Origin of the sequence: Granulicella cerasi (assembly GCF_025685575.1) — a bacterium.
Taxonomy (GTDB): domain Bacteria; phylum Acidobacteriota; class Terriglobia; order Terriglobales; family Acidobacteriaceae; genus Granulicella; species Granulicella cerasi.
In genome coordinates this window covers 78,206-100,316 of sequence record NZ_JAGSYD010000001.1, presented here as the reverse complement: position 1 = coordinate 100,316, position 22,111 = coordinate 78,206, and the positions used below count along the sequence as shown (strand labels likewise).

Sequence of the window (22,111 nt, the reverse complement as noted above, 5' to 3'; positions counted from 1 at the left end):
GTGGTTTCAGGCATCTCAGGAGTCATATGTCGCACGCATCCTCTAAGTCGCTGATGAGCAAGCCGCTGATGAACACGCCTCGGCCCTTCGCGCCGAATACCACGCTCACCATTGACGGCATTAGCGTTGTAGCGGAGATAGGCGAGCCGCTTATCGATGCCATCAATCGCGCATCAGAGATGCGCCACGCGACGCCGATTCCGCAGGTCTGTTATCTCAAGCCGATGGGCGCCATCGGTTCTTGCGATACCTGCATGGTCGAGCAGAACGGCGAGCTCGTGCGCTCCTGCGAAAGGCGCGTGACGGCGGACGCCACGATTCTCACCGCAAGCCAGCGCGCCGACGCTGCGCAACGCGAAGCCTTCGATCGCCTGCTGGTGAACCACGACCTCTACTGCACGGTCTGCGACAACAACAACCAGAACTGCACCATGCACAACACGACCGCCGATCTGCATGTCGTGCATCAGACCGTGCCCTTCACACCGAAGCCCTACGAGAAGGACATGTCGAACCCCTTCTACCGCTACGATCCGGACCAGTGCATTGCCTGCGGTCGTTGCGTGGAGGCCTGCCAGAACGTGCAGGTGAACGAAACGCTGACTATCGATTGGAGCCGCTCGCGCCCGCGCGTGATGTGGGATGGCGGCGAAACGATCGATGGCTCAAGCTGCGTCAGTTGCGGCCACTGCGTCACGGTCTGCCCCTGCAATGCGCTCATGGAAAAGGGAATGCTCGGCAAAGCAGGCTATCTGACGAACCTGCCGCAAGACGCACTCGATGACATGATCGCCGCCGTGAAGGGCGTGGAGCCTTCGACGGGCTATCCTGCGATTCTTGCGCTGAGCGAGGTCGAATCGCAGCTTCGTCCGCAGCGTGTGAAGCGCACCAAGACGGTGTGCACCTACTGCGGCGTGGGATGCTCCTTCGACATCTGGACGCGCGATCGAGAGATCCTCAAAATCGAACCGATGCACGGTGCGGCGAACGGCATCTCGACGTGCGTGAAGGGCAAGTTTGGCTGGGACTTCGTCAACTCGCCCGATCGTCTGCGCAAGCCGCTGAAGCGTGTCGGCAATACCTTCGTGGAGATCGAGTGGGACGAGGCCATCGGCATCGTCGCGGAGCAGTTTACGAAGATCAAACAGGAGCATGGGCCCGATGCGCTGGGCTTCATCGCAAGCTCGAAGTGCACGAACGAAGAGAGCTACCTGATGATGAAGCTGGCTCGTGCGGTGGTCGGCACGAACAACATCGATAACTGCTCGCGCTACTGCCAGACGCCCGCCAGCAAAGGGCTTTCGCGCACGATGGGCATCGGCGGCGACACCGGCTCAATCGCCGACATCGAACGCGCAGACCTCGTCCTGATCATCGGCTCGAATACCTCCGAAAGCCATCCCGTGCTCGCGACGCGCGTGAAGCGTTCGCACAAGCACCGCGGCCAGCGGTTGATCGTCGCTGATCTGCGCAAGCATGAGATGGCCGAACGCGCAGACCTCTTCGTGCGTCCCAACCCCTCGACCGATGAGGTGTGGCTTCAGGCGGTGACCAAACACCTCATCGACACCGGCCGCCACAACCAGGAGTTCATCGACAAGTGGGTGCAGAAGTGGCCGGAATACAAGGCGTCGCTCGAGCCCTATACGCTGGAGTATGCCGAGCAGGTGACGGGTATCCCCGTCGCGCAGCTTAAGCAGATTGCCGATGAAATCGCCGCGGCGAAGAATGGCGTTTGCGTGCTCTGGGCGATGGGCGTCACGCAGCATTGCGGCGGCTCGGACACCTCGACCTCGATCTGCAACATGCTGCTCGCCACCGGCAATGTGAAGAAGCCCGGTGCGGGCGCCTATCCGCTGCGTGGCCACAACAACGTGCAGGGCGCAAGCGATTTCGGCTCGATGCCCGATGTCTTTTCTGGCTACCAGAAGGTCTCGAGCGCAGAGATCCGCGGCAAGTTCGAGGCTGCATGGAACGTCACGCTGCCGGTCACGACAGGCCTCGACAATCGCCAGATGATCCACGCGATCCTCGAAGGCAAGCTGCGCTCGATGTACATCAAGGGTGAGGACACGATCACCTCGGACGCGAACGCGAACGAGGTGGAAGAGGCGTTGTCCAAGCTCGACTTCCTGGTCGTACAGGACATCTTCTTCTCGGAGACCTGCAAGTACGCCGACCTGGTGTTGCCTGCTTCGCCATCGCTCGAAAAGGAGGGCACCTTCGTCAACACCGAGCGCCGCATTCAGCGCTTGTATCAAGTCTTCGAGCCGCTCGCCGACTCCAAGCCCGACTGGGAGATTATTCAGCTCATCGCGGAGCGCATGGGCGGCGCAGGCGGATGGAGCTACGCGCATCCCTCCGAGGTGATGGACGAAGCCGCCAAGCTCACGCCGCACTTCGCGGGCGTCAGCTACGAGCGGCTTGAGGGCTACAAGACGCTGCAGTGGCCGGTGGCCGAGGATGGCACGGACTCGCCGATCCTCTACGCGGACGAGAAGCCCTTCGCGCTCGAAGACGGCAAGGCCACCTTCTGGCCGTTGGAGTACGTTCCGCCTTCGGAGCAGTTGACCGACACCTACGATCTGCATCTGAACAACGGTCGCGCGCTCGAGCACTTCGAGCAGGGCAACATGACCTACAGGGTGCCGGGCATCAACGCGATCACGCCCGAGATGTGGCTGGAGATTTCGCCCGAGCTGGCCGAGGAGCGCGGCATCACCACGGGCCGCTTCGTCAAGCTCGAAAGCCCCTACGGACAGATCCGCGCCAAGGTGCTGGTCACGCACCGCGTCGAGGGCCGACAGATGTACTTGCCGATGATCTCCATCGAGAATCCGGTGAATCGCCTGACGAGTTCGCATGTGGACCGCACGACGCATACGCCTGCCTATAAGGAGCTTTCGGTGAAGATGACGCCGCTTCCTCAGCAGGGTGAGTCGCCGCTGCCTCGCCGCAACTTCCGCTTCGGCCAGCGCACGCCTACGAGCGGCGTCGAAGTGGAGCTCAAGCGGGAGCGTGCGGATTATCACATGCCTGGCTCGCGTCCGCAGCAGGCCCAACTCGTTCAGATTGAAACCACGAAGTCCGCGTAGCAGGAGAAACCATGGCTGTCCCTATCGCGTTCAAACCCGCTCCGATCGATCCTCGCGAAGAGTTGATGAAGCAGCTCGAGGCCGCGCCGCGCGAACACGCCGAGGCGCTCCTGGAGCTGCTGCAGGTGCTGCAGGTCGCGCACGACAACGGCACGCTCGGGCTGGTGCACGGCGTCATCGGTGGTCGCGACGCCATTGCAACCGAAGTGGCTAAGGGCGTGAAGAAGCCCGAGTCCATTGCGGCCATCCGCAATGCGATCGCGCTGGCCAAGATCGCCGGCATGTTGGACCCCGACTTGCTGCAGCGGATCACCGAAAACATGCAGCAGGCGAGCGACGAAGCTGCTGCGGAGCCGGAGCCGCCAAGCCTCTGGCAGATCTTCCGCCGCGCCACCTCCAGGGACGCGCGACGCGGCATGGGGCTAGGCGTGCGGATGCTCGCCGCCTTCGGAAAGGCCACAAGCGCGCAGAAGCGGTAGAATAGAAGTTGCTTTATGTCGACCGAAACGCAGCCCGTCGAAGCCTCCCAGCCTGCCGTGAAAGCGGCTCCTGGCGAAACGCCTTTTCAGCGCAAGATGACCGCACGTCGCCGTCTCATCGCGGCCTCGCGTCGTTTCCGCGAACTCGGCTCGATCGCCAGCGCGCTGGCCTCGACCTCGCACCCGTACATGGCGCACATCGTGCCGATGCGTCGTTGCAACCTCGCCTGCACCTACTGCAACGAGTACGACGACGTCTCCAAGCCGACGCCGATTGACGAGATGCTGCGCCGCATCGACCACCTCGGTCGCCTCGGCACCTCGGTGATCACGATCTCCGGCGGCGAACCGCTGCTGCACCCTGAGCTCGATCAGGTGATCGCGCGCATCCGCAAGACCGACGCCATCGCTGGCATGATCACCAACGGCTATCTGCTGATGCCCGAGCGCATTCAGCAGTTGAACAAGGCCGGGCTCGACCACATGCAGATCTCCATCGACAACGTGATGCCCGATGAGGTGTCGAAGAAATCGCTGAAGGTTCTGGACAAGAAGCTGCAGATGCTCGCCGAGCACGCCGACTTCCACGTAAACATCAACTCGGTGGTCGGCGGCGGCATCGCGAACCCCGAAGACGCGCTGCAGATTTCCAAGCGCGCGTTGGCGCTCGGCTTCAGCTCCACCATCGGCATCATTCACGACGGCTCTGGCCAGTTGAAGCCGCTGGGCGAGCGCGAGCGCAAGGTTTGGGACGAAGTCCGTCAGCTCACGCGTCGCAGCTACTCGCGCTTCAACCACTTCCAGGAAGCGATCGCGAACGGCCTGCCGAACGACTGGCGTTGCCGCGCGGGTTCGCGCTACATCTACGTCTGCGAAAACGGCCTGGTGCATTATTGCTCGCAACAGCGCGGCTTCCCCGGCGTGCCGATTGCGGAGTACACGACCGAAGATGTGAAGCGCGAGTTCCTCACGGAGAAATCCTGCGCGCCGAACTGCACCATCTCCTGCGTGCATCAGGTCAGCTACATCGACCACTGGCGCGCGCCGCAGCACACGACGATCACGCCCGGCGGCCATGGCCACGGCGAGTCAGAACTGGTTCAGATCCAGTAGCGCTGAGAGAAACGAAATGCCCTGAGGCTCCTGCTTCAGGGCGTTTTCCTTTGCGTCTGTTTCCTCGCTTCTATGGCTTCTTTGCGTGAGAGAGCAATGCCGCCAGCACAGGCTTGGTCGCTTCCAGCGGACGCTCGGGCTTCGGGACATTCGCGCCCGCGTTGAGCAGCGCCTTGACGACCCCGACGTAGTCGCCCGTATCGCGGTGCCAGCCGTTGAGCGAGCCGTGCAGCGCCCATGCAAGTGGACTGCCACCGTGCTCGTTTTCGAAAACGTTCACCGGCGCGCCATGGGCGAGCAGCGTTTCGACCATGGCAAGATTTCCATGCCACGCCGCGTAATGCAGCGCAGTCTGGCCGTTATCCAGCGGAACATCGATCGGCCAGTTGTGTTCCACGAGTAGCCGCAGCGCCTCGGCCTGGTTCCGCACGGCCACGCCGACGAGCCTGCGTGCATTGGCCGGATGCATCTGCGGCTTCCGATCCGGCATTTGGTCAAGCAGCTTATCCATCGTCGCAGCGTCGCCGACCTCAGCTGAAACGACGAGTTGCAGCCACGGTGCGCTGTGCCGCATCAGCAGCGCGAAGACCGCGGCGTGGCCGTACTCGTGCGCGATCAGATGCGGCGTCTTTGTGTTGCCGAAGGTGTACATGTAGATCACGCCGCCCGCGCGCAGGTTCTTGCGAGGGAACCAGGTGTCGCTCACCGTCATGCGAACGACGTCGGAGTTTTCTCGAAGGAGCCGCTCGACGAGCGTGAGGTCGCCCAGCGCCGCGGCCATCATGATGTCGGGCGTCGCGCCCTGGTCGAGCAGCAGCCGCACGACCTCTTTCCGTTCGCGATCGGCAGCCATGTACTGCGCTGCCGTGGACTCGTGATCGATATCGCGCGCATCCACTTCTGCGCCGTGTTGCAGGAGCAATGCGGCCACGTCTACATTCGCGGCGAAGTGCAGTGGCGTCTGCCCATCGCCGCCGCGAGCATGGACCAGCGAAGGATCGTCCGCCAGCATCGTGCGCAGCCTATCCAGTTTGCCAAGTCGCGCCGCGGAGTGCGCATCAAGCGTCGCGCCGCGCAGGATCAGATGTTCGGCAAGCTCGGGCGTCGCGAAGTCGAGCACGCCGAAGCCGCCCGCCCACCAGCGGGAACGCGCATTCGGGTCAGCACCGGCGTCGAGCAGGGCATCGATGTGCTTGCGATGTTGCTGATGTACCGCCGTCAGCAGTGCCGTCTGGTCGAAGTCGAAGCCAGGCAATGCATCATCCAGACGCGCTCGCAGCACGGGATGTTTTGCCAGCAGTGAAAGGACAGCATCGGCATCGCCCGCGCGTACCGCGGCGACGAAAGCCTCGATCGCATCCCCGGACATGAGGGCCACGTGCAGCTTGAGCGCGGCCCATGTGGCAAAACCGTACTCCAGCGCCAAGGCGTGCTGCGCGTCAGCGAGCCTGGGTGCGGACGCGTCGACGCCGACAGCGCTGAGACGAGCCGTCGCTTCAGGGTCATGCAACTGCGCGGCGTCGAGCAGCTCGCGCGCTTGTTTCTTCAGATGTTCGAGGTGGGGACGTGCGGGAAGTTCGCGGGTAGGCATGGTTCACACTCCTTCAGTGTCGCTGCCCTGGGTCCGCTTACCGGGCGAGAAGAGAGTGGTGCTGCCGTTGGGTACTGCGATGAGGCGGGATCATCCCTTTCCGCGGACGGGGTGCACCCTCGGTGTGCGTCTACAGCCTAGCACCGAGGGTGAAACTCCCGAAAGCCTAAGCCCGTTTGAAGAGCACGTAGGGGGTGCCGTCGACCGGGATCTCCGCGAGCTCGGTTCGCCACGACGGGCTGACGCCCGGCAGGTGCTCTGCCAGCTGCGGCGCGAAGGCGTCGAAGCCGGTGTCGTCTTCGGTGATGAGCAGCGCCTCTTCGGAGAGGCTGGTCAAGACTTCCAGACGCAGCTGCGCGACGGTGAAGACATCTTCGCGGTGCGCAAGAATCGTCATGATCGACGACCACGGCACGCGCACGTAGACGGCCTCTTCGCCTTCCATCTCAGCAACAGTCAACCCCTGAGCGTCTGCCGAAACATCCGGCGGAAGCTGAGGGGCTGGTTGGTCATTCGAAAAAAGTTTGTCCCAGAAGGCAGCCATAGAGGCGAGTTTACTTCTTCCTGGCCACCGGTGCCTTGGCGGGCGTTGCGGGGCCTTCCTTGGCGGCCAGCGCGTTCGCCTGGTCGATCGCCGTGTAGAGCTGCGAAACGTCCTTCACCTGGATCCAGTGGTGGGCCGTGGCGACGATGATCGTCGGCGTCTCGGTGATGTTCAGCTGAACGCCGAGATTGAAGTCCGCGTCGATCTCCTTCTGCAGCTTGCCATCCGGGTCTACGACGAAGGGAAGCTGCTTGCCGCCCTTTTGCATGTAGGTGCGGGTGAAGGATTCGAGGTCGTCCATCGACGAGATGCGGAACTGTGAGGCGAACACCTCGCGGCGATACTCCAGCGCAAAGTCGGGCGAAATCTTGTCGTGCATGTAGCGCGCGTAGAGCGCAGCTTTCTTCGACCAGATGTGCATCTGCAGCGGGAAGTCACGCTCCACGATGGGGATGTGATAGTGCGCGGCCGCGGAGTGGACGATCGGGAACGCGTGTCCGCAGGCCGGGCACTCCAGGTCCTCCCACTCGAGGATCGCGACCTTCGCACCTGCGGGCGGCTTCAGCATCGAGGTGTCATGGAACGCGGATACCTGGTTCGGCGGCACCGACGTCTGCGCATAGGCAGTACCGGCTAGAGCAAGCGACAGGACGACGGCGGCGGCGGAGTGACGAAGCATACGCATTTGGACGCGGACTAAACCCTTCGGCGAGCAAGTGTGCTCTCACTTCAATTCAAACACAGGTTTTCGCGGAGGGATGCGGTATGCTCAGTGGCGAAGGAAACGCGAAATGCTCTTTGCCCTTGCCGCTTTGGAAATCGTCACGTTCATCGCAGTAGTCGTACTGCTGCTGCGCAGGCCCGCAAATGCCGCCACGGCCGACCCGCGCCTCGAGGCGTTGATCACCGCAGACCTGCCGGGTCAGCTGGCACGACTCGACGCGAAGTTTGCCAGCACCGAGCAGCATCTGCGTGCAGAAGTCGGCGGCCTGCGCCGCGAGGCCAGCGAGGACGCCGCCCGCCTGCGTTCGCAGACGGAGACCGCTCACCGCGAGCTACGCACCGAGGTGCAGGGCAGCATCCAAACGCTGGGCACGACGCTGAACGACGGCCTCACGAGCTTCCGCGCGGACAACAAGACCGACGCCGAGACGCTGCGCAAAAACGTCGAAGGCCAGCTGGCCTCGCTGCAGCAGCGGCTGGTCGGCTTCACGTCGGAAACGACGCGTACCTTGAGCGACAGCCGCGAAGCGCTGCATACACGCCTCAACGAACTTTCCGCCGCGCAGGTGGCCGAGCAGAGCAAACTGCGCGACGCCATGCAGCAGCGCCTCGATAAGCTGAACGAAGACAACGCCGCGAAGCTCGAGCAGATGCGCGCGACGGTGGATGAAAAGCTGCAGGCGACGTTGCATACGCGGCTTACGGAGAGCTTCGGCGCGGTCACCGAACAACTGGCCTCGGTGCACAAGGGGTTGGGTGAGATGACCACGCTGGCGACCGGCGTCGGCGACCTGAAGCGCGTGCTGTCGAACGTGAAGTCGCGCGGCATCGTTGGTGAGTTCTTCCTCGGTCAGCAGCTCGAGCAGATGTTTTCGCCCGACCAGTACGAGGTGAACGCGCGCATCAAGCCGAACACGCAGGAATCCGTGGAATTTGCGCTCAAGGTGCCGAACGGCCCGGATTCCACGGTGCTGCTCGCTCTCGACTCCAAGTTCCCGGTCGAAGACTGGGAGCGCCTGGAAGACGCTTACGAGAACGGCAACGACGAAGACCGCAAGAAGGCTTCGACGGCCTTCGAGCGCGCGATCCGCAACGAAGGCAAGCGTATCTGCGAAAAGTACATCGATCCGCCAGCCACGCTGCCGTTCGCGATCATGTATCTGCCCACGGAGGCGCTCTACGCCGAGGTCATGCGGCGCCCGGGACTCCATGCCGAGGTGCAGCAGCAGTGCAACGTGGTCATCGCCGGCCCGTCGGCGTTCACGATGATCCTGACGAGTTTCCAACTCGTCTTCCGCACCGTGAAATTCCAGAAAAACCTGCACGACGTGCACTCGGTTTTCCAGAAGGCGCAGACGGAGTTCGAAAAGTTTGGCGGGCTGATGGAGAAGGTCGAAAAGCAGGTGGGCACGGTGCAGAATACGCTCGGCGAGATCAGCCGCAAGACGAAGACCGTCAACCGCGCGTTCAAGAACGTCAACAAGCTGGACATGGGTACGCCGCTGGTGGGCGACACCGTGGGGCAGAATGTGTTGCAACTGCTCTCTGCCAGCGAGGACGAAGAAACCCCGGAAGAATAAGGACGGCGCTAGGAGTTGTCGCCCCGCGCGAAGCGGTAAGACTTGGCGCGGCAGAGCACGCACTCCCACGGGTAGAGTCCAAGGCGCGTCAGGAACTCGCGCTCCAACCAGCCTTTGCGATTCACGCGGCGAAGCTCGCCTTTCACCTCGCAACGCCGACACCGCAGGTTCGTGATTTTTGCCACCCAGGGGCCCTCCGCAAAGACCCAAACTTAGTTTCTCATCGATTGCCGTGGCAAGAAAAACATCGGTATTGAGACTTTTGTCACTGCGCAGGTGACCGGCGGGTTCTTTACACTAGGGGGGAGCGTCGGTATGCTTGAACGCTGAGGCATCCCCTCACGCGGTTCGGGTACTCTTACCGACGCAGCACGACTCTAGGAGATTCGATTACATGGCAGCCGTTGACGAGAAGGTCAAACAGATTATTGTGGAACAGCTTCAGGTGGATGAAGCAGAAGTCACGCCTGGCGCGAGCTTCCAGGAAGACCTCGGCGCCGATTCGCTCGACGTGGTCGAGCTCGTGATGCAGTTCGAAGAAGCCTTTGACATCCAGATCCCGGACGAAGACGCCGAGAAGATCAAGACCGTCAAGGACGCAGTCGACTACATCGAGAAGAACAAGAAGTAACTCAGTAGCGCGCTGCGGGCCTGGTCCGCAGCGCCTGCCGAAGGAAAAGGATTCCAGATGCAACGACGCGTCGTCGTCACCGGCCTCGGATTGATTTGCGGGGTCGGCAATACTGCGCCCGAAGTTTGGGACGGCCTGATGGCCGGCAAGAGCGGCATGGCCGAGATCAAGGCCTTCGACCTGACCGGTCACCCGGTCACGTTTGCTGCTGAAGTGAAGGATTTCGATCCGCACGTGTTTGTGGACAAGAAGGAAGCCCGCAAGATGGGCCGCTTCATCCACTTCGCGATGGCTGCGTCCGCAGAAGCGATGCGCCAGTCGGGCCTCGTAGTCGACTCGTCGAACGATGAGCGCGTGGGCGTGCACATCGGCTCCGGCATCGGCGGCTTCGACGTCATTGAGCGCGAGCACACTGCGCTGATGAACGGCGGCCCCCGTAAGATTTCCCCGTTCTTCATCCCCGCGTCGATCGTGAACCTGGCCGCTGGCCACGTTTCGATCAAGTACGGCGCGAAGGGCCCGAACGAAGCGACGGCGACGGCTTGCACCTCGTCGGCGCACTCCATCGGCGATGCGTTCCGCATCATCCAGCGCGGCGACGCCGACGCGATGATCGCAGGCGGCACCGAAGGCGCGATCACCCCGATGGGTGTCGGCGGCTTCGCGGCCATGAAGGCGCTCTCCACGCGCAACGACGACCCGACGCACGCCTGCCGCCCCTGGGACAAGGACCGCGACGGTTTTGTCGTGGGCGAAGGCGCAGGCATCCTGATCCTCGAAGAGCTTGAGTTTGCCAAGGCACGTGGCGCGAACATCCTGGCGGAAGTCATCGGCTACGGCATGAGCGCGGACGCGTTCCACATGACGGGCATGGCGCCCGAGGGCGAAGGCTGCTTCCGTGCGATGAGCAATGCGATCAAGTCGGCGGGCATCTCGCCGGACAAGATTGACTATGTGAACGCGCACGCGACCTCGACGCCGCTCGGCGACGCGATGGAGTCGCAGGCGATCGAGAATGTCTTCGGCGAGCGCGCCAAGAGCCACACGCTGCTGGTGTCGTCGACCAAGTCGATGACGGGCCATCTGCTCGGCGGCGCTGGCGGACTCGAAGCAGGCATCACGATCATGGCGATGCAGCACCAGATCGCTCCCCCGACGATGAACCTCGAGAACGTGGACCCGGTCTGCCGCCTGAACTACGTGCCGAACAAGCCACAGGCTGCGAAGATCGACTACGCGCTGTCGAACAGCTTCGGTTTCGGCGGCACGAACGGCTCGCTGGTCTTCAAGCGCTGGGGCGCGGAATAAGCGTTCAACAACTTTTCATGTCGCAGCAAGCAACAGGGGCCTGACAGCAATGTCGGGCCTCTTCGTTTTGCATCAGAATGGAGACGGGACCGAACCCGAGCAGATTCGAGGAGACGAACCACTATGGCATTCCTGACCGTCGGCAAAGAGAACAACGCAGACATCCAGATTTATTACGAAGACCGCGGCACCGGTAAGCCTGTGCTGCTCATCCACGGCTGGCCGCTGAGCGGCGCCTCGTGGGAGAAGCAGATCGCTGCGCTGCTCGCAGCCGGTTACCGCGTCATCACGTACGATCGCCGCGGCTTCGGCAAGTCCTCGCAGCCCAGCGAAGGCTACGACTACAACACGATGGCGCAGGACACCGCCAAGCTGATCGAAGCGCTCGACCTGAAGGACCTGACGATCGTCGGCTTCTCCATGGGCGGCGGCGAGGTGGCGCGCTACCTCGGCAAGTACGACACCGGTCGCGTTTCGAAGGCGGTCTTCATGTCGTCCATCGCGCCCGCGCTGCGCAAGGACGGCAGCAACCCCGACGGCGTCGATCCCTCGGTCTTTGAAGAGATCAAGCAGAACATCGAGAAGGACCGCTACAAGTTCCTGGCGGGCTTCCTCAAGAACTTCTACTCGAAGAAGCTGGTCGGCGGTACGGACATCTCCGACGAGGCGATCCACGCGAGTTTCGGCGTCGCTGCGGGTTCGTACTACCCCGGCATGTTGGCATGCGTGGATGCGTGGCTCGAGGACTTCCGCGAAGACCTCCGGCAGATCAAGGTGCCGACGCTGGTGATCCACGGCGACGACGATCTGATTCTGCCGATCGACAGTACCGGCAAGCGCGTCAGCGAGTTCGTGCCTCAGGCCAAGCTCGTGGTGATTGAAGGCGGCCCGCACGGCCTGAACTGGACGCACGCGACGGAAGTGAACACAGCGCTGCTTGAGTTCTTGAAGTAGGCGATATGGCGACACACAAAAGGCCGCTCCGAGGAGCGGCCTTTGTGTGTCCGTAGTCTTCGGAGCTAACCCATTACGGCGACCCATGCGACGTTAATGAGCAGGATCAGCGCCCACCAGCCCACGACCACCGCTGCGGCCTGTCCCTTGGTCTTCTTCGCGACGATGCTCACGCCGAGCACCAGCAGAAAGAGAGCCCACAGGTTGAAGATGTCGAAGTACGAGCCCAGCGTCTGCAGCCACTTCGGCGCTTCGTTCAGGTAGTAGCCGAGGTTCGTGCCGACCGGGTTCTTGATGTCGTAGTTATCGAGGCCGACACCAGCCCACAGCAGGATGATGTTTAGCAGCGTGATGCCGAGCTTCGGTAATCCCGCATACATGAAGACGGCGAACATCTGCCCGTAGGTCGTCTCCGCGCCCAGGCCGAAGTTCACGCTGAGCCACAGCACCAGCACGATTACCGCAGAGAAGAGCAGCACCATCACCGGCACTGCGTAACCGATGTAGCTGCTCACTTTGGCGCCCATGTGGATGCGTTGTGCGCGCTGCTCGGGCGTGAGCTGGTTCATCTGCGCCTGCGCGGATTTGCTGCTCGCCATCTGCTGCTGCGTCACCGCTTCCCAGCCGACCTTCTTGCCGACCGTGAAGGTCGACGTAAACGCGAGCACGCACACGATGATGAACGGCAACCACCAGCTCGACGAGCGCAGGATATCGGTGAAGGTCTTCGTCGGTGCGACGAAAGTGTCGACCACGCGCTCGATTTCGTTGAGCGGAGCAGCGGCGGGCACGGGCGTAGGCATGGCGTAGTCGGACATTACGGCTCCTGAAAAGAACGTTGGGGTGAGTGCAGCCAGTGTACGCCGCTTGCCCTTTACACTGAAGAGGAAAGGAGCAAGAACTATGCCCCGCGAAGTCGAATGGACCGACACTGAAGAGATCGGCATCCTGCTACAAGAACAGTTCCCCGACACCGACCCGTACACCATCCGCTTCACCGACCTGCACAAGTGGGTCACGCAGTTGCCCGGCTTCATCGGCGACCCGAACAAGTCGAACGAAGGCATCCTCGAGGCGATTCAGACCGCCTGGCACGAAGAGTACGAGGACGCGAAGGACGCGTAGTTCCGCCGCGTTGTCCTGCAAAGAGAAACGGCCCGCAATCATGCGGGCCGTGCTTGTTGGCTTGAGCTCTACTTGGCGATGTGCGCGAAGAGCCAGTACAGCATGCCCGAGAGCAGTGCTGCTGCGGGCAACGTCAGCAGCCAGGCCATCGCAATGTTGCGGATGGTCGACCACTGCAGGCCGGAGCCGTTGGCGGCCATCGTTCCCGCGACGCCCGAACTCAGCACATGCGTGGTGCTCACCGGAACGCCGATGAACGACGCGCCCATGATCGTCCCCATAGCGACGAGCTCCGCCGACGCACCTTGCGCGTAGGTCAGGTGCTCCTTGCCGATGCGCTCGCCCACCGTGACCACGATGCGCTTCCAGCCGATCATCGTGCCCAGGCCCAGCGCCAGCGCCACGGCGACCTTCACCCAGGCGGGGATGTACTTCGTCGAGTGGTCGAGGAAGGTCTTGTAGTTGTTCAACACCTTCTGGTCGGCTTCGGCCATCTTCGGGCCTTCCTTCGGCAGCAGGCGAAAGGTCTCGCTCAGCAGGTACATCTGGTTGCGGACGTTCGCCTGCATGTTCGCGGGCACCTTGCCCAGCGAGCCGTAGTCAGACTCTTCGGTGCGGATCGCCTGCACCATGCCTTGCGAGGCCACGAGGACCGAGGGCGTGTAGTGCTTGGTGGCGATGAACTGCTCGAGCGTCGTGCCGGCATCGCCGCCGACCACGACAGCGCCGGGGCCTTCGTAACGCTGCAGCACGTCAGACACCTGCTGCGATACGGCGGCGAAGGTGACCTCCGAGCCGTGGTCGACCGTATGGTTCAGCGCGTACGCCGTGGGCACCGTGCCGACGAGGATGAGCATGATGAGTCCCATGCCCTTCTGGCCGTCGTTGGAGCCGTGCGCGAAGCTGACGCCCGTGCAGGTGAGGATCAAAAGGCAGCGCGTCCAGAAGCTGGGCGGCTGATCGCCTTCGGGAGCTTCAAACAGCTTCGGATCAGAGAGAACGCGCTTGCTGATCCAGAGCAGCAGCGCCGCGCCCAGGAAGCCGATGATCGGCGAGAAGAAGAGCGCCTTGCCGACCTTGATCGCTTCGCCCCAGTCGAGGCCCGAAACGCCCGAGCGGCCGTGCATGAGCTGGTTCGCGACGCCGACGCCGATCACCGAGCCGATCATCGTGTGCGAGCTGGAAGCAGGCAGACCCATCCACCAGGTGCCGAGGTTCCAGAGGATAGCCGCGACCAGCAGCGCAAAGACCATCGAGAAGCCTGAGCCCTTGCTGACCTTCAGAATCAGCTCCACCGGCAGCAGCGCAACGATGGTGTACGCCACAATGCCCGAGCTGGTGAGCACGCCGAGGAAGTTCCACACGCCCGACCAGACCACCGCAATGTGCGGCTCCAGCGAGTGGGTGTAGATCACGGTGGCGACAGCGTTCGCGGTGTCGTGGAAGCCGTTCACGAACTCAAAGCCAAGCGCGATGAGCAGCGCCAGGCCGAGCAGCAGATACGGGAAGATCGACGACTGGTGAATGCCCTGCAGATCGGTCGAAAGCTTCACGCCGACGTAGCCGAGCCCGGCCACGACGATGGCTCCGAAGAGGAAACCGCCCCACCGTCCTACGGCGGAGTCCTGCAGCTTCTTGTCGAGGAGGGAGGAGTGCTTCGCACGCCCTGCGGCGGGTAGCGGCGGCGTAATTGTGCTAGCCATGAGTCACCTTGTAGGTCTGACGCGCAAGAGGCGTCCAGCGGACGCCTCGAAACGCAACTTCATTAGCCTAGGGGGAGCCTGATTTTGGAAGATGAACAGAATGTAAAAATCCTGAAATTATGGCCGTTTCAACGATTGTTTGCCTCATCCAATGTGCATGGATGGGGCTGGCGGAAAGAGGCGCGCTATGGCGGAAATCTTTGTGGTGGAAGGCGATATCACGCAGCGTCCGGTGGATGCGATCGTAAACGCTGCAAACTCCTCGCTGCTGGGCGGCGGAGGCGTCGATGGAGCCATCCACCGCGCGGCCGGGCCGGAGCTGCTGGAGGCCTGTCGCAAGCTGCATGGCTGCCCCACGGGTTCGGCGAAAGCGACTCCCGGTTTCCGGCTGCCGGCGAAGTGGATCTTTCACGCAGTCGGCCCGGTCTGGCATGGCGGAGCGAGCGGCGAGCCGGAACTGCTCGCCGGGTGCTATCGCGTCTGCCTGCAACTGGCGCAAGAGTTCGGCGCCAGGTCGCTGGCCTTCCCGGCGATCTCTACGGGCATCTATGGCTATCCGAAGGAAGAAGCGGCCAGCATCGCAGTGCGCGAAGTGCTGGCCGGAGGTGGTTCGATGGAGCGGGTGGAGTTCGTTTGTTTCGATCGGGCGACCGCTGAAATCTATCGCAAACTACTGAAATAGCTACTTCACCGATGGAATTTGGTCCCGCGTGTTCGCCCAGTGGTCGACCAGCGAGTGCAGCACCGGCGCGCCGGTATCGTAGGCCGTTTCGAAGGCGATCTTGCCGAAGTGCGGCTTCAGCAGGCTGTCGAGAGCGGTGCCTCCCGGCGGCGGGGCAGAGTAGTTGGAGGCTGTGCGCAGCACCAGCACACGGTTGGCGTCGACGCGCTTCATGCCGTCCAGACGGCGCAGCGCCTCCAGCAGGCCGGAGTCTTCCATGTCCGTCATGGCAAAGTTGCCCTTGCCGTTCGTCCACTGGCGCACCCAGTCTTCGGCGAACTGGTTCATGATGTTGCCGTGCCAGAAGTAGTCGCTGGCGAAGCTTTCGCCCTCGAAGACGAACGGCGGACGGCGGGCTTCCTTGTAGGCGTCGCCGGTGTAGAGCGCGCGGAGCTTGGCGGAGTCCTCGTCATCGGGCAGCTTGAGGTCGCGGGTCATGGCGAAGGCCCAGCCCTCGAGGCCGGGGTTCAGCGGATAGAGATTGGAGCGGAACCAGGCGGGCGGGTTGCCGAGCGGTTTGTTCGGCTCGGTCGCGCTGATGGGGAAGAGGCCGTACGGCCAGTCCTTCGGGGTTTCGCGCGGGTCGATCATGCGGGTGACGTCGCCGATCACAAAGCGCGCCCACGCCGCCGAGCCCAGCGACCCGGCCTTTGGATCAACGCCTGCGATGCCGTTGATGAGGAAGTAGGCGTGTGAAAGGTCAAAACGCGGGTCGAGGCCCAGCGCGGTCATGCTGACGGCGGCCGGGCCGATCGTCGTGCCGCAGATCATGCCCAGCACGGTGTGCGCCTTGTTGGTGCGCAGCGGGTGAACGCCGCCGGGGAAAGGCACGACCTCGTCGAGGTGTTCGCGCTCTACCCAGAGCTGGAATTCGCCGGGTTTGTCGCCGGTGTCAGCACCGAACTCGAAGGTGGCGATGACGACGGCGCGGATCTCCCACGGTTTTTCCGGGACCGGCCCGGAGGTCTGGGCGCGCAGCGCGGGGACGAGCAGCAGCAGGAAGAGGGCGGCAACAGAGCGGAAAACTCGCATCGGGACAGAAGACCTCGTGGTGCGGAGTGATGAAGTAGAGCCGTTTTCAGCATAGCCGACCCCGGTTCCGGTACACTTTTCGCTAACGTCAGAAACCTGCGAGCCAGAAGCCAACAGTGAGTCTCAAAGCCAAGATCGAAGCGGTCATCTACGCGTCCGAAGAACCCGTAACCCTGGTGCAGCTTGTCGGGCTGCTCGGTGAAGAAGCGCAGCTGGAGCTCGACGCGCTGGAGGCGCAGCAGCCGTCGCTGGACCTCGGCGGCGAAGACGCCAACGAGCCGAACGAGATCGACCCCGAGGCGATGAACGCCGAAACTCTCTCCGGGACGGAGGAAACGGCTGAAACTGCCGCCGAAGAGGCTCCCGCAGCGGACGTCACCCCTGTCGAGGCAACGCCTGAGAACGTCGCGGCCGCGCAGGCCGAGGACGCCTCCACCAAGGCGCAGAACGAAAAGGCCGTAGCCGCCGAAGCCAAGGTGCGCGAGCGCAAGCTGCGCGTCTACTTCCGCGAAGTGCTCGACCAGCTCATCGCCGAGTACGCGAACAACGACCGCGGTTTCGAGGTACGTGAGGTCGCCGGTGGCTTCCGTTTCGCCACCAAGCCGGAGTACCACGACGCGGTGCGCGGCTTTGTGAAGTCGCTGAAACCACCGCTGAAGCTCTCGCTACAGGCGCTGGAGACGCTGGCGGTGATCGCCTACAAGCAGCCCATCACGGCGCCCGAAGTATCGGAGATTCGTGGTGTGGATTCGGGCGGCGTCATCGGCTCGCTGATCACGCGCAAGCTGGTGCAGACCGCGGGCCGCAAGCAGGTCATCGGCCGCCCCATGCTCTACAAAACGTCGAAGGAGTTCCTCGTCCGCTTCGGCCTGAAGGACATCAACGAGCTTCCCAGCATCGAAGAGTTTGAGAAGATGGCTGGCGAACTTGCCGAGGCCGTCCAGGAGGAGATGCAAATGGACGCTGCGACCGAATCCGGCAACGTGAACGAAGAGACCGCCGCGACACAACCGCCGGCGGTGGACGAAATCAACGCGGCTCCCGCGCCGGCGCAGCATGAGTCCGTCGAGGACACGCTGGCCGACAAGGGCAAAGGAGACGGCGCCGACGACGAGACCCGTGCGGTCGCCGAAGAGGTGGAGCCGAACGCCGAGGTGCACGAAGCACAGGCGGATGGCGAACCGGAGAACGAAGAGTAAGGTTCAGCAGAGAAGAGTAAGGTTTAGCAAATAAGAGGCCCGGCGAAAACGCCGGCCTCTTTGCTTTTGCGCTTCTCACGACTCTCCGTGTCTACAGCCTTATCCCACGACCGTCCTGAACGCAGTGAAGGACCTGCTTGTCGGTGGCGGTTGCAAGGGGAACGGCGAGGCGATCCGTCTATCGCCGCAGCCACAGAACACGGTGAGGCACGAACGGTAGGGCACGGCTTCAGCCGTGCCACCAGCGCCACCTCAGGCAAGCGGCTTTAGCCGCTGAGGTATATGTGCCTGGCCCATCTCAGGGGCTAAAATCCCTTTCCTCCATCGACACTGACGGCACGGCTGAAGCCGTGCCTACCGCCCGTGCTCTCCGAGGAACGTCGTATACGTCTGGGTGTCGCTCTCACTTCGTCGGGCCAGTGTGCACGCCGGTGTGCGTCTTGCCGCCGGAGCCGGTGACCGTCGTGGACTGCGTCGTTGTGCCATTGCCGTTGTTGACGGTCGTGCCGTTCACCGTGGCGGAGTTGCCCTTGGCGCCGGTGGCGGTGCCGCTCTCGGTGTAGCCGCTCTTCGTCTTGGTGACGCTGCTGGTTTCGCTGGCTGTGTTGCCGCGCGAACCGGTCGCCGTGGTGGTGTTCGTGGCGGTCTTGCCGCTGGTCGTGGTGGAGGTCGTCGCAGTGCCGCCGCGGCGGGTGGTGCCGCTCCTCTGTGCGAAGGCAGCGGTGGCGAGCGTGAAGGCAAGAGCGGCGCTGAGGGTACGGGTGAGGCGCATAGTCGGTTCCTTCTTTCTGGCGAGCTTTCTCAATGGGGATGGTGACTTCCGACCCCTTGCCCACATCTGACACGAGAAATACGCGCTCCACGCGCGGCGATTTGCAAGGAAATGTCGCTGGAGCGCAGCGCCCGCGCGATAATGAAGGTTGACCATGACGACCAAGCCCAAGACCGAAGAAACTCCACGCGGCGAACGCCTGCAGAAGATCCTCGCGCAAGCAGGCATTGCCTCGCGCCGCGCCGCCGAGCAGATCATCCTCGAAGGCCGCGTGCAGGTGAACGGCCAGACCGTCACCGAACTCGGCACCCGCGCAGACCTCGATCGCGACCACGTGCGCGTGGACGGCAAGCTGTTGCACGGCCGTGAGGCCGAGCGCTACTTCATGCTGAACAAGCCGCGCGGTTACGTAACCACGCTTTCCGACCCTGAAGGCCGCCCGACCGTGCTCGAACTGCTCGGCCACGATGCGCAGAAAAAGCGTTTCGGTGAGCACAAGGACATGCCGCGCCTCTACCCCGTTGGCCGCCTCGATTACCTGAGCGAAGGCCTGCTGCTGATGACCAACGACGGCGACCTGGCGAACAACCTCTCGAAGGCCGCGGCTGGTGTGCAGAAGACGTACCTGGTGAAGGTCTCGGGCGTGCCAAGCGAGCAGGTGATCGACCAGCTTCGTCGCGGCATCATGATCGATCGCGGCCGCTTGAACGAAGTGCGCAGCGGTCGTCGCGACCGCATCCTCACGCAACCTGCGAAGATCGAGCAGGTACGCGGCGGCGAGAACCCCTGGTTTGAGGTGACGCTGACCGAAGGCCGTAATCGCCAGCTTCGCAAGATGTTTGAAGAGGTCGGCCACCACGTCGAAAAGATCCGCCGCATCGCCTACGGTGCGTTGACGCTGGACGTGCCTCCGGGCGGGTTCCGCGAGCTGACGCCGGGCGAAGTGCAGGCGCTCGAACGCGCGGCTGCTGGCAAGAAGGTGGAGCGCAAGAAGGTTCTGCCCGAAGCCGCGCAGTTGAAGAAGCCCGTGCCGCCAAAGAAGAAGCCGTACAAGTCTGCAGCGAAGAAGGGTGCGGCGAAGAAGCCGACTCGCTCCGCGCGTCAGGGCTTCGGACGTTAGCGCTGTTGCTGCCGCCGGGCTTCGTCGAGGTCCCACAGAAGCCAGGCGGTGGCAAGATTGCGTCGCAGCCCCTGTTGCAGATATCCACCCATAAACAGCGATGCCACGCGAACGATGCGGTTGCGGCTGTCGTTGCAGCGCAGCAGGCCGCGTAGCTTGCGCTGCGCGTCGGCGGGCAGCTGGTCCCCGCTCTTTGGGTCGCTGCTCTTTTGCTCGCTATAGACACGCAGGAACGCCTCTGCCTGTTGCACAATCATCTGCCACGTCTGCAGGCGCGCCGTGTGGTTTCTCCACGCGGGTACGCCGGTCACGGGGCGGTTGCGCATCGCGCCGAGCACGTTGCTGTCGTGCTGACGATAGAGCACCGTCGGCGTCGCCAGCGCGGTCGCATGACCCATCGCGCCGACGCACAGCGCCGACCACCAGTCATGCATCGAAGCCGCCGCAGGCATCTGCAGCACCATGCTGCGCAGCGCGCTGTTCATCAGCTCGGTGCAGCCGGTTACGACATTCTGCACGAGGATCTTTTCGAGCTTCGTCATGCTGTCGAGCGGAAGTAGCTGGTGCTGCCAGAAGCTTTCGGCGACAGTCTTCAGCGATTGATCGACAACGCGCAGGTCGGTGTACACGAGCAGCGGTGAGGCCTCGCCGAAGCGAGCTTCGAGGCTGCGCATGGCGTCCATTTCGAGCGCGAGTTTTTCGGGCAGCCACACGTCGTCCTGATCGCAGAACGCAACGTACGGCGCATCCGAGGCTTCGAGCAGGCGCAGGAAGTTCGTCTGCGCGTTGCCGCCGGTGCCGTCGTTCGGCACAAGGCGCACCTTGCCCGGGAACCGCTGGACATACTCCCCGACGATCGTCTGCGTGGCGTCGGAGGAGCCGTCGTCGCGGACGAGAACCTCCACCGGCGCGTAGGTCTGCGCCAGCACAGAGTCGATCTGCTCACGCAGGAAGCGCTCGCCGTTGTACGTCGCAAGCAGCACCTGGATCAGCGGTGTCGTGTCGTGCGCGATCACTGCACCTCGACTTCCGCCGGGCGCTCGAGCTCTTCCTTGGTCGGAGTTGCGTCCTTGGCGGGAAGATAGCGTCCACGCAGCACGCGGCGCACTTCGATCTCCTGCGGCACGAGCATGAAGAGCAGGAACGAGACCGTCGTACCGATGAGCACGCCGATGGTGCCTACGCGCTGCACGAGGTAGATGGAGAAGATGAGGTTTGCGATGGCCGAGACGATCGCGCACGCGGTCTCCACGCCAAGACGGTTCACGGCGGTGAGCAGCAGCGCCTGATTGCTGGTGGTCGAAACGAGCACCGCCCAGAGCGCCATCGTCCACAGCAGAGCGTGCGAGGGAACAGCCGCGGGGCCCGCCCAGTAGTAGATCAGCGTGCGGCCAAAGAGTGCGATGGCCAGCGCTGCCAGCGTAACGAAGAAGAGCGTCTTGCGTACGAGCTCCGAGTGCGTCTTGCGCACCCAGGCCATGTCACCCTTGTGGTACGCCTCGGTGAACGCGGGCCAGAACGAGGGAATCAGGATCGCCTGCAGCATCGACGCGTAGGAGATCAGTCGCCACGCAATGCTGTACGGCGTCACCTGCGCGGGTCCGAGGTAGTGCGTGATGACGAGGTTATCGGAGTTGAAGACGATCAGCCCTGTCAGCTGGATGAGGAAGAAGAGCGTGCCCTGCTTGAAGAGGTCGCGCGTCACCTTACGGCTGACGAGCTTCGGATGCGGCCGGATGTAAGGCCGGTGGCGCAGTAGCAGCCAGAAGTTCAGCACGATGTTGCCGATCAGCCCGGCTCCGCTGAAGGCGATCAGCAGCCAGAGCAGGTTGGCGTGCAACAGAATGCCGCCGATGACGGCGACGAGCGCGAGGAAGTTCGAGAGGATCGCGAAGTAGTTCGAGAGGTGCGTTTCCTGGTAGCCACTCAGCACGCGGTTGGCCAGAGCGAGCGGCATGGTGACGAAGAACGTCATGCCCGCAGCCAGCACGGCGAGTCGCGCACGCTGTGCCAGCGCAGGGTCGGTGATGCCGAGCAGATGCGCCCAGTTCACCATGTGCCACACGCTGTAGAAGACGATGGCGAGCACGAAGCAGAGGCCGGTCGTGGCCCAGAACGCCGAGGAGTAATACTGCTTGGCGCGCTGCTTGTCGTCTTCCGCCGTCGTCATCGCAATCTGCGTGGTGAGCGTGTTGGCGATGCCGAGATCGAGCACGACCAACATGCCGACGGTGGTGGAGATCGTGACCCAAAGGCCATACTCCACCTTGCCGAGATAGCGCACGGTCAGCGGCAGTGAAATCGCGCTCATCACTACGGCGAAAAGCTTCGCCAGTAGTCCGGACGCACCACCGTGCAGCATCCGCTTGAGTCGCGGATCGTCGGTAAGGGAGTGGGTGACGCGTTCCAGAAGCCGCATAT

General features: G+C 63.0%; 21 protein-coding genes. 11 read left to right on the top strand and 10 right to left on the bottom strand.

The annotated features are described in order from the left end of the window. The first annotated feature begins 26 nt into the window (after positions 1-26). Genes fdhF through OHL11_RS00390 form a run of 3 tightly spaced genes read left to right on the top strand, consistent with a single transcriptional unit; the run spans position 27 to position 4,687 of the window. Positions 27-3,095: a formate dehydrogenase subunit alpha gene (gene fdhF / locus OHL11_RS00400; RefSeq protein WP_263369491.1), complete on the top strand. Its 3,069-nt coding sequence runs from the start codon at positions 27-29 to the stop codon at positions 3,093-3,095. An 11-nt stretch (positions 3,096-3,106) separates the two neighbouring features. Further along, positions 3,107-3,574, top strand: coding sequence for a DUF1641 domain-containing protein (locus OHL11_RS00395; RefSeq protein WP_263369490.1), 468 nt, complete (start codon positions 3,107-3,109; stop codon positions 3,572-3,574). A gap of 15 nt (positions 3,575-3,589) precedes the next feature. Continuing rightward, complete coding sequence (locus OHL11_RS00390) at positions 3,590-4,687, top strand: radical SAM protein (RefSeq protein WP_390234847.1); 1,098 nt, start codon at positions 3,590-3,592, stop codon at positions 4,685-4,687. 70 nt (positions 4,688-4,757) lie between these two features. Here OHL11_RS00390 and OHL11_RS00385 read toward each other — a convergent pair whose 3' ends face one another. The 3 genes from OHL11_RS00385 to OHL11_RS00375 form a co-directional block, all read right to left on the bottom strand. After that, entirely contained in the window at positions 4,758-6,278 is a 1,521-nt protein-coding gene (locus tag OHL11_RS00385; protein WP_263369489.1) for an ankyrin repeat domain-containing protein, read from the bottom strand. Between the two features lie 166 nt (positions 6,279-6,444). Beyond that, entirely contained in the window at positions 6,445-6,822 is a 378-nt protein-coding gene (locus OHL11_RS00380) for a hypothetical protein (RefSeq protein WP_263369488.1), read from the bottom strand. A 10-nt stretch (positions 6,823-6,832) separates the two neighbouring features. Continuing rightward, a complete protein-coding gene (locus tag OHL11_RS00375) occupies positions 6,833-7,501 on the bottom strand; it encodes a DsbA family protein (RefSeq protein ID WP_263369487.1) in 669 nt (222 codons plus the stop codon). Positions 7,502-7,613: 112 nt separating this feature from the next. Here OHL11_RS00375 and rmuC point away from each other — a divergent pair, with 112 nt between their 5' ends. Then, positions 7,614-9,125: a DNA recombination protein RmuC gene (rmuC, locus tag OHL11_RS00370; RefSeq protein ID WP_263369486.1), complete on the top strand. Its 1,512-nt coding sequence runs from the start codon at positions 7,614-7,616 to the stop codon at positions 9,123-9,125. Between the two features lie 8 nt (positions 9,126-9,133). Here rmuC and OHL11_RS00365 read toward each other — a convergent pair whose 3' ends face one another. Beyond that, positions 9,134-9,310, bottom strand: a complete 177-nt coding sequence (locus OHL11_RS00365; protein WP_263369485.1) for a hypothetical protein — start codon at positions 9,308-9,310, stop codon at positions 9,134-9,136. A gap of 209 nt (positions 9,311-9,519) precedes the next feature. On the opposite strand from OHL11_RS00365, the gene OHL11_RS00360 reads away from it, so the two are divergent. The 3 genes from OHL11_RS00360 (at position 9,520) to OHL11_RS00350 (ending at position 12,018) form a co-directional block, all read left to right on the top strand. Next, positions 9,520-9,756, top strand: coding sequence for an acyl carrier protein (locus OHL11_RS00360; protein ID WP_263369484.1), 237 nt, complete (start codon positions 9,520-9,522; stop codon positions 9,754-9,756). Between the two features lie 57 nt (positions 9,757-9,813). After that, positions 9,814-11,064, top strand: coding sequence for a beta-ketoacyl-ACP synthase II (fabF, locus tag OHL11_RS00355; protein WP_263369483.1), 1,251 nt, complete (start codon positions 9,814-9,816; stop codon positions 11,062-11,064). 123 nt (positions 11,065-11,187) lie between these two features. Next, positions 11,188-12,018 (top strand): alpha/beta fold hydrolase, encoded by an 831-nt coding sequence (locus OHL11_RS00350; RefSeq protein WP_263369482.1) that lies wholly within the window; start codon positions 11,188-11,190, stop codon positions 12,016-12,018. Positions 12,019-12,083: 65 nt separating this feature from the next. Here the strand turns inward: OHL11_RS00350 and OHL11_RS00345 are convergent, their stop codons facing one another. Next, complete coding sequence (locus OHL11_RS00345) at positions 12,084-12,836, bottom strand: YIP1 family protein (protein WP_263369481.1); 753 nt, start codon at positions 12,834-12,836, stop codon at positions 12,084-12,086. A gap of 85 nt (positions 12,837-12,921) precedes the next feature. Between OHL11_RS00345 and iscX the strand changes: the two genes are divergently transcribed. Further along, positions 12,922-13,143: a Fe-S cluster assembly protein IscX gene (gene iscX / locus OHL11_RS00340; RefSeq protein ID WP_263369480.1), complete on the top strand. Its 222-nt coding sequence runs from the start codon at positions 12,922-12,924 to the stop codon at positions 13,141-13,143. Positions 13,144-13,211: 68 nt separating this feature from the next. Here the strand turns inward: iscX and OHL11_RS00335 are convergent, their stop codons facing one another. Further along, positions 13,212-14,846 (bottom strand): inorganic phosphate transporter, encoded by a 1,635-nt coding sequence (locus tag OHL11_RS00335; RefSeq protein ID WP_263369479.1) that lies wholly within the window; start codon positions 14,844-14,846, stop codon positions 13,212-13,214. A 187-nt stretch (positions 14,847-15,033) separates the two neighbouring features. On the opposite strand from OHL11_RS00335, the gene OHL11_RS00330 reads away from it, so the two are divergent. Then, positions 15,034-15,528 (top strand): O-acetyl-ADP-ribose deacetylase, encoded by a 495-nt coding sequence (locus OHL11_RS00330; RefSeq protein ID WP_263369478.1) that lies wholly within the window; start codon positions 15,034-15,036, stop codon positions 15,526-15,528. Here OHL11_RS00330 and OHL11_RS00325 read toward each other — a convergent pair whose 3' ends face one another. After that, positions 15,529-16,599, bottom strand: coding sequence for a purine-nucleoside phosphorylase (locus OHL11_RS00325; RefSeq protein WP_263369477.1), 1,071 nt, complete (start codon positions 16,597-16,599; stop codon positions 15,529-15,531). 116 nt (positions 16,600-16,715) lie between these two features. Here OHL11_RS00325 and scpB point away from each other — a divergent pair, with 116 nt between their 5' ends. Then, entirely contained in the window at positions 16,716-17,798 is a 1,083-nt protein-coding gene (gene scpB, locus OHL11_RS00320; RefSeq protein WP_263369476.1) for an SMC-Scp complex subunit ScpB, read from the top strand. A 403-nt stretch (positions 17,799-18,201) separates the two neighbouring features. Here scpB and OHL11_RS00315 read toward each other — a convergent pair whose 3' ends face one another. Then, a complete protein-coding gene (locus OHL11_RS00315) occupies positions 18,202-18,570 on the bottom strand; it encodes a hypothetical protein (RefSeq protein ID WP_263369475.1) in 369 nt (122 codons plus the stop codon). Positions 18,571-18,724: 154 nt separating this feature from the next. Here OHL11_RS00315 and OHL11_RS00310 point away from each other — a divergent pair, with 154 nt between their 5' ends. Then, a complete protein-coding gene (locus OHL11_RS00310) occupies positions 18,725-19,690 on the top strand; it encodes a pseudouridine synthase (RefSeq protein ID WP_263369474.1) in 966 nt (321 codons plus the stop codon). On the opposite strand, the gene OHL11_RS00305 is transcribed toward OHL11_RS00310, so the two are convergent. Together OHL11_RS00305 and OHL11_RS00300 are read right to left on the bottom strand one after the other, a co-directional pair. Continuing rightward, the gene (locus OHL11_RS00305; RefSeq protein ID WP_263369473.1) at positions 19,687-20,706 is read right to left on the bottom strand and encodes a glycosyltransferase family 2 protein; all 1,020 of its coding nucleotides are present in this window, start codon (positions 20,704-20,706) and stop codon (positions 19,687-19,689) included. The two genes, OHL11_RS00310 and OHL11_RS00305, sit on opposite strands and share 4 nt — an antisense overlap. Further along, positions 20,703-22,109 carry a lipopolysaccharide biosynthesis protein gene (locus tag OHL11_RS00300; protein ID WP_263369472.1) on the bottom strand — a complete coding sequence of 469 codons (1,407 nt, stop codon included), beginning with the start codon at positions 22,107-22,109 and terminating at the stop codon, positions 20,703-20,705. The genes OHL11_RS00305 and OHL11_RS00300 overlap by 4 nt, the downstream gene beginning before the upstream one ends. Positions 22,110-22,111 lie beyond the last annotated feature (2 nt).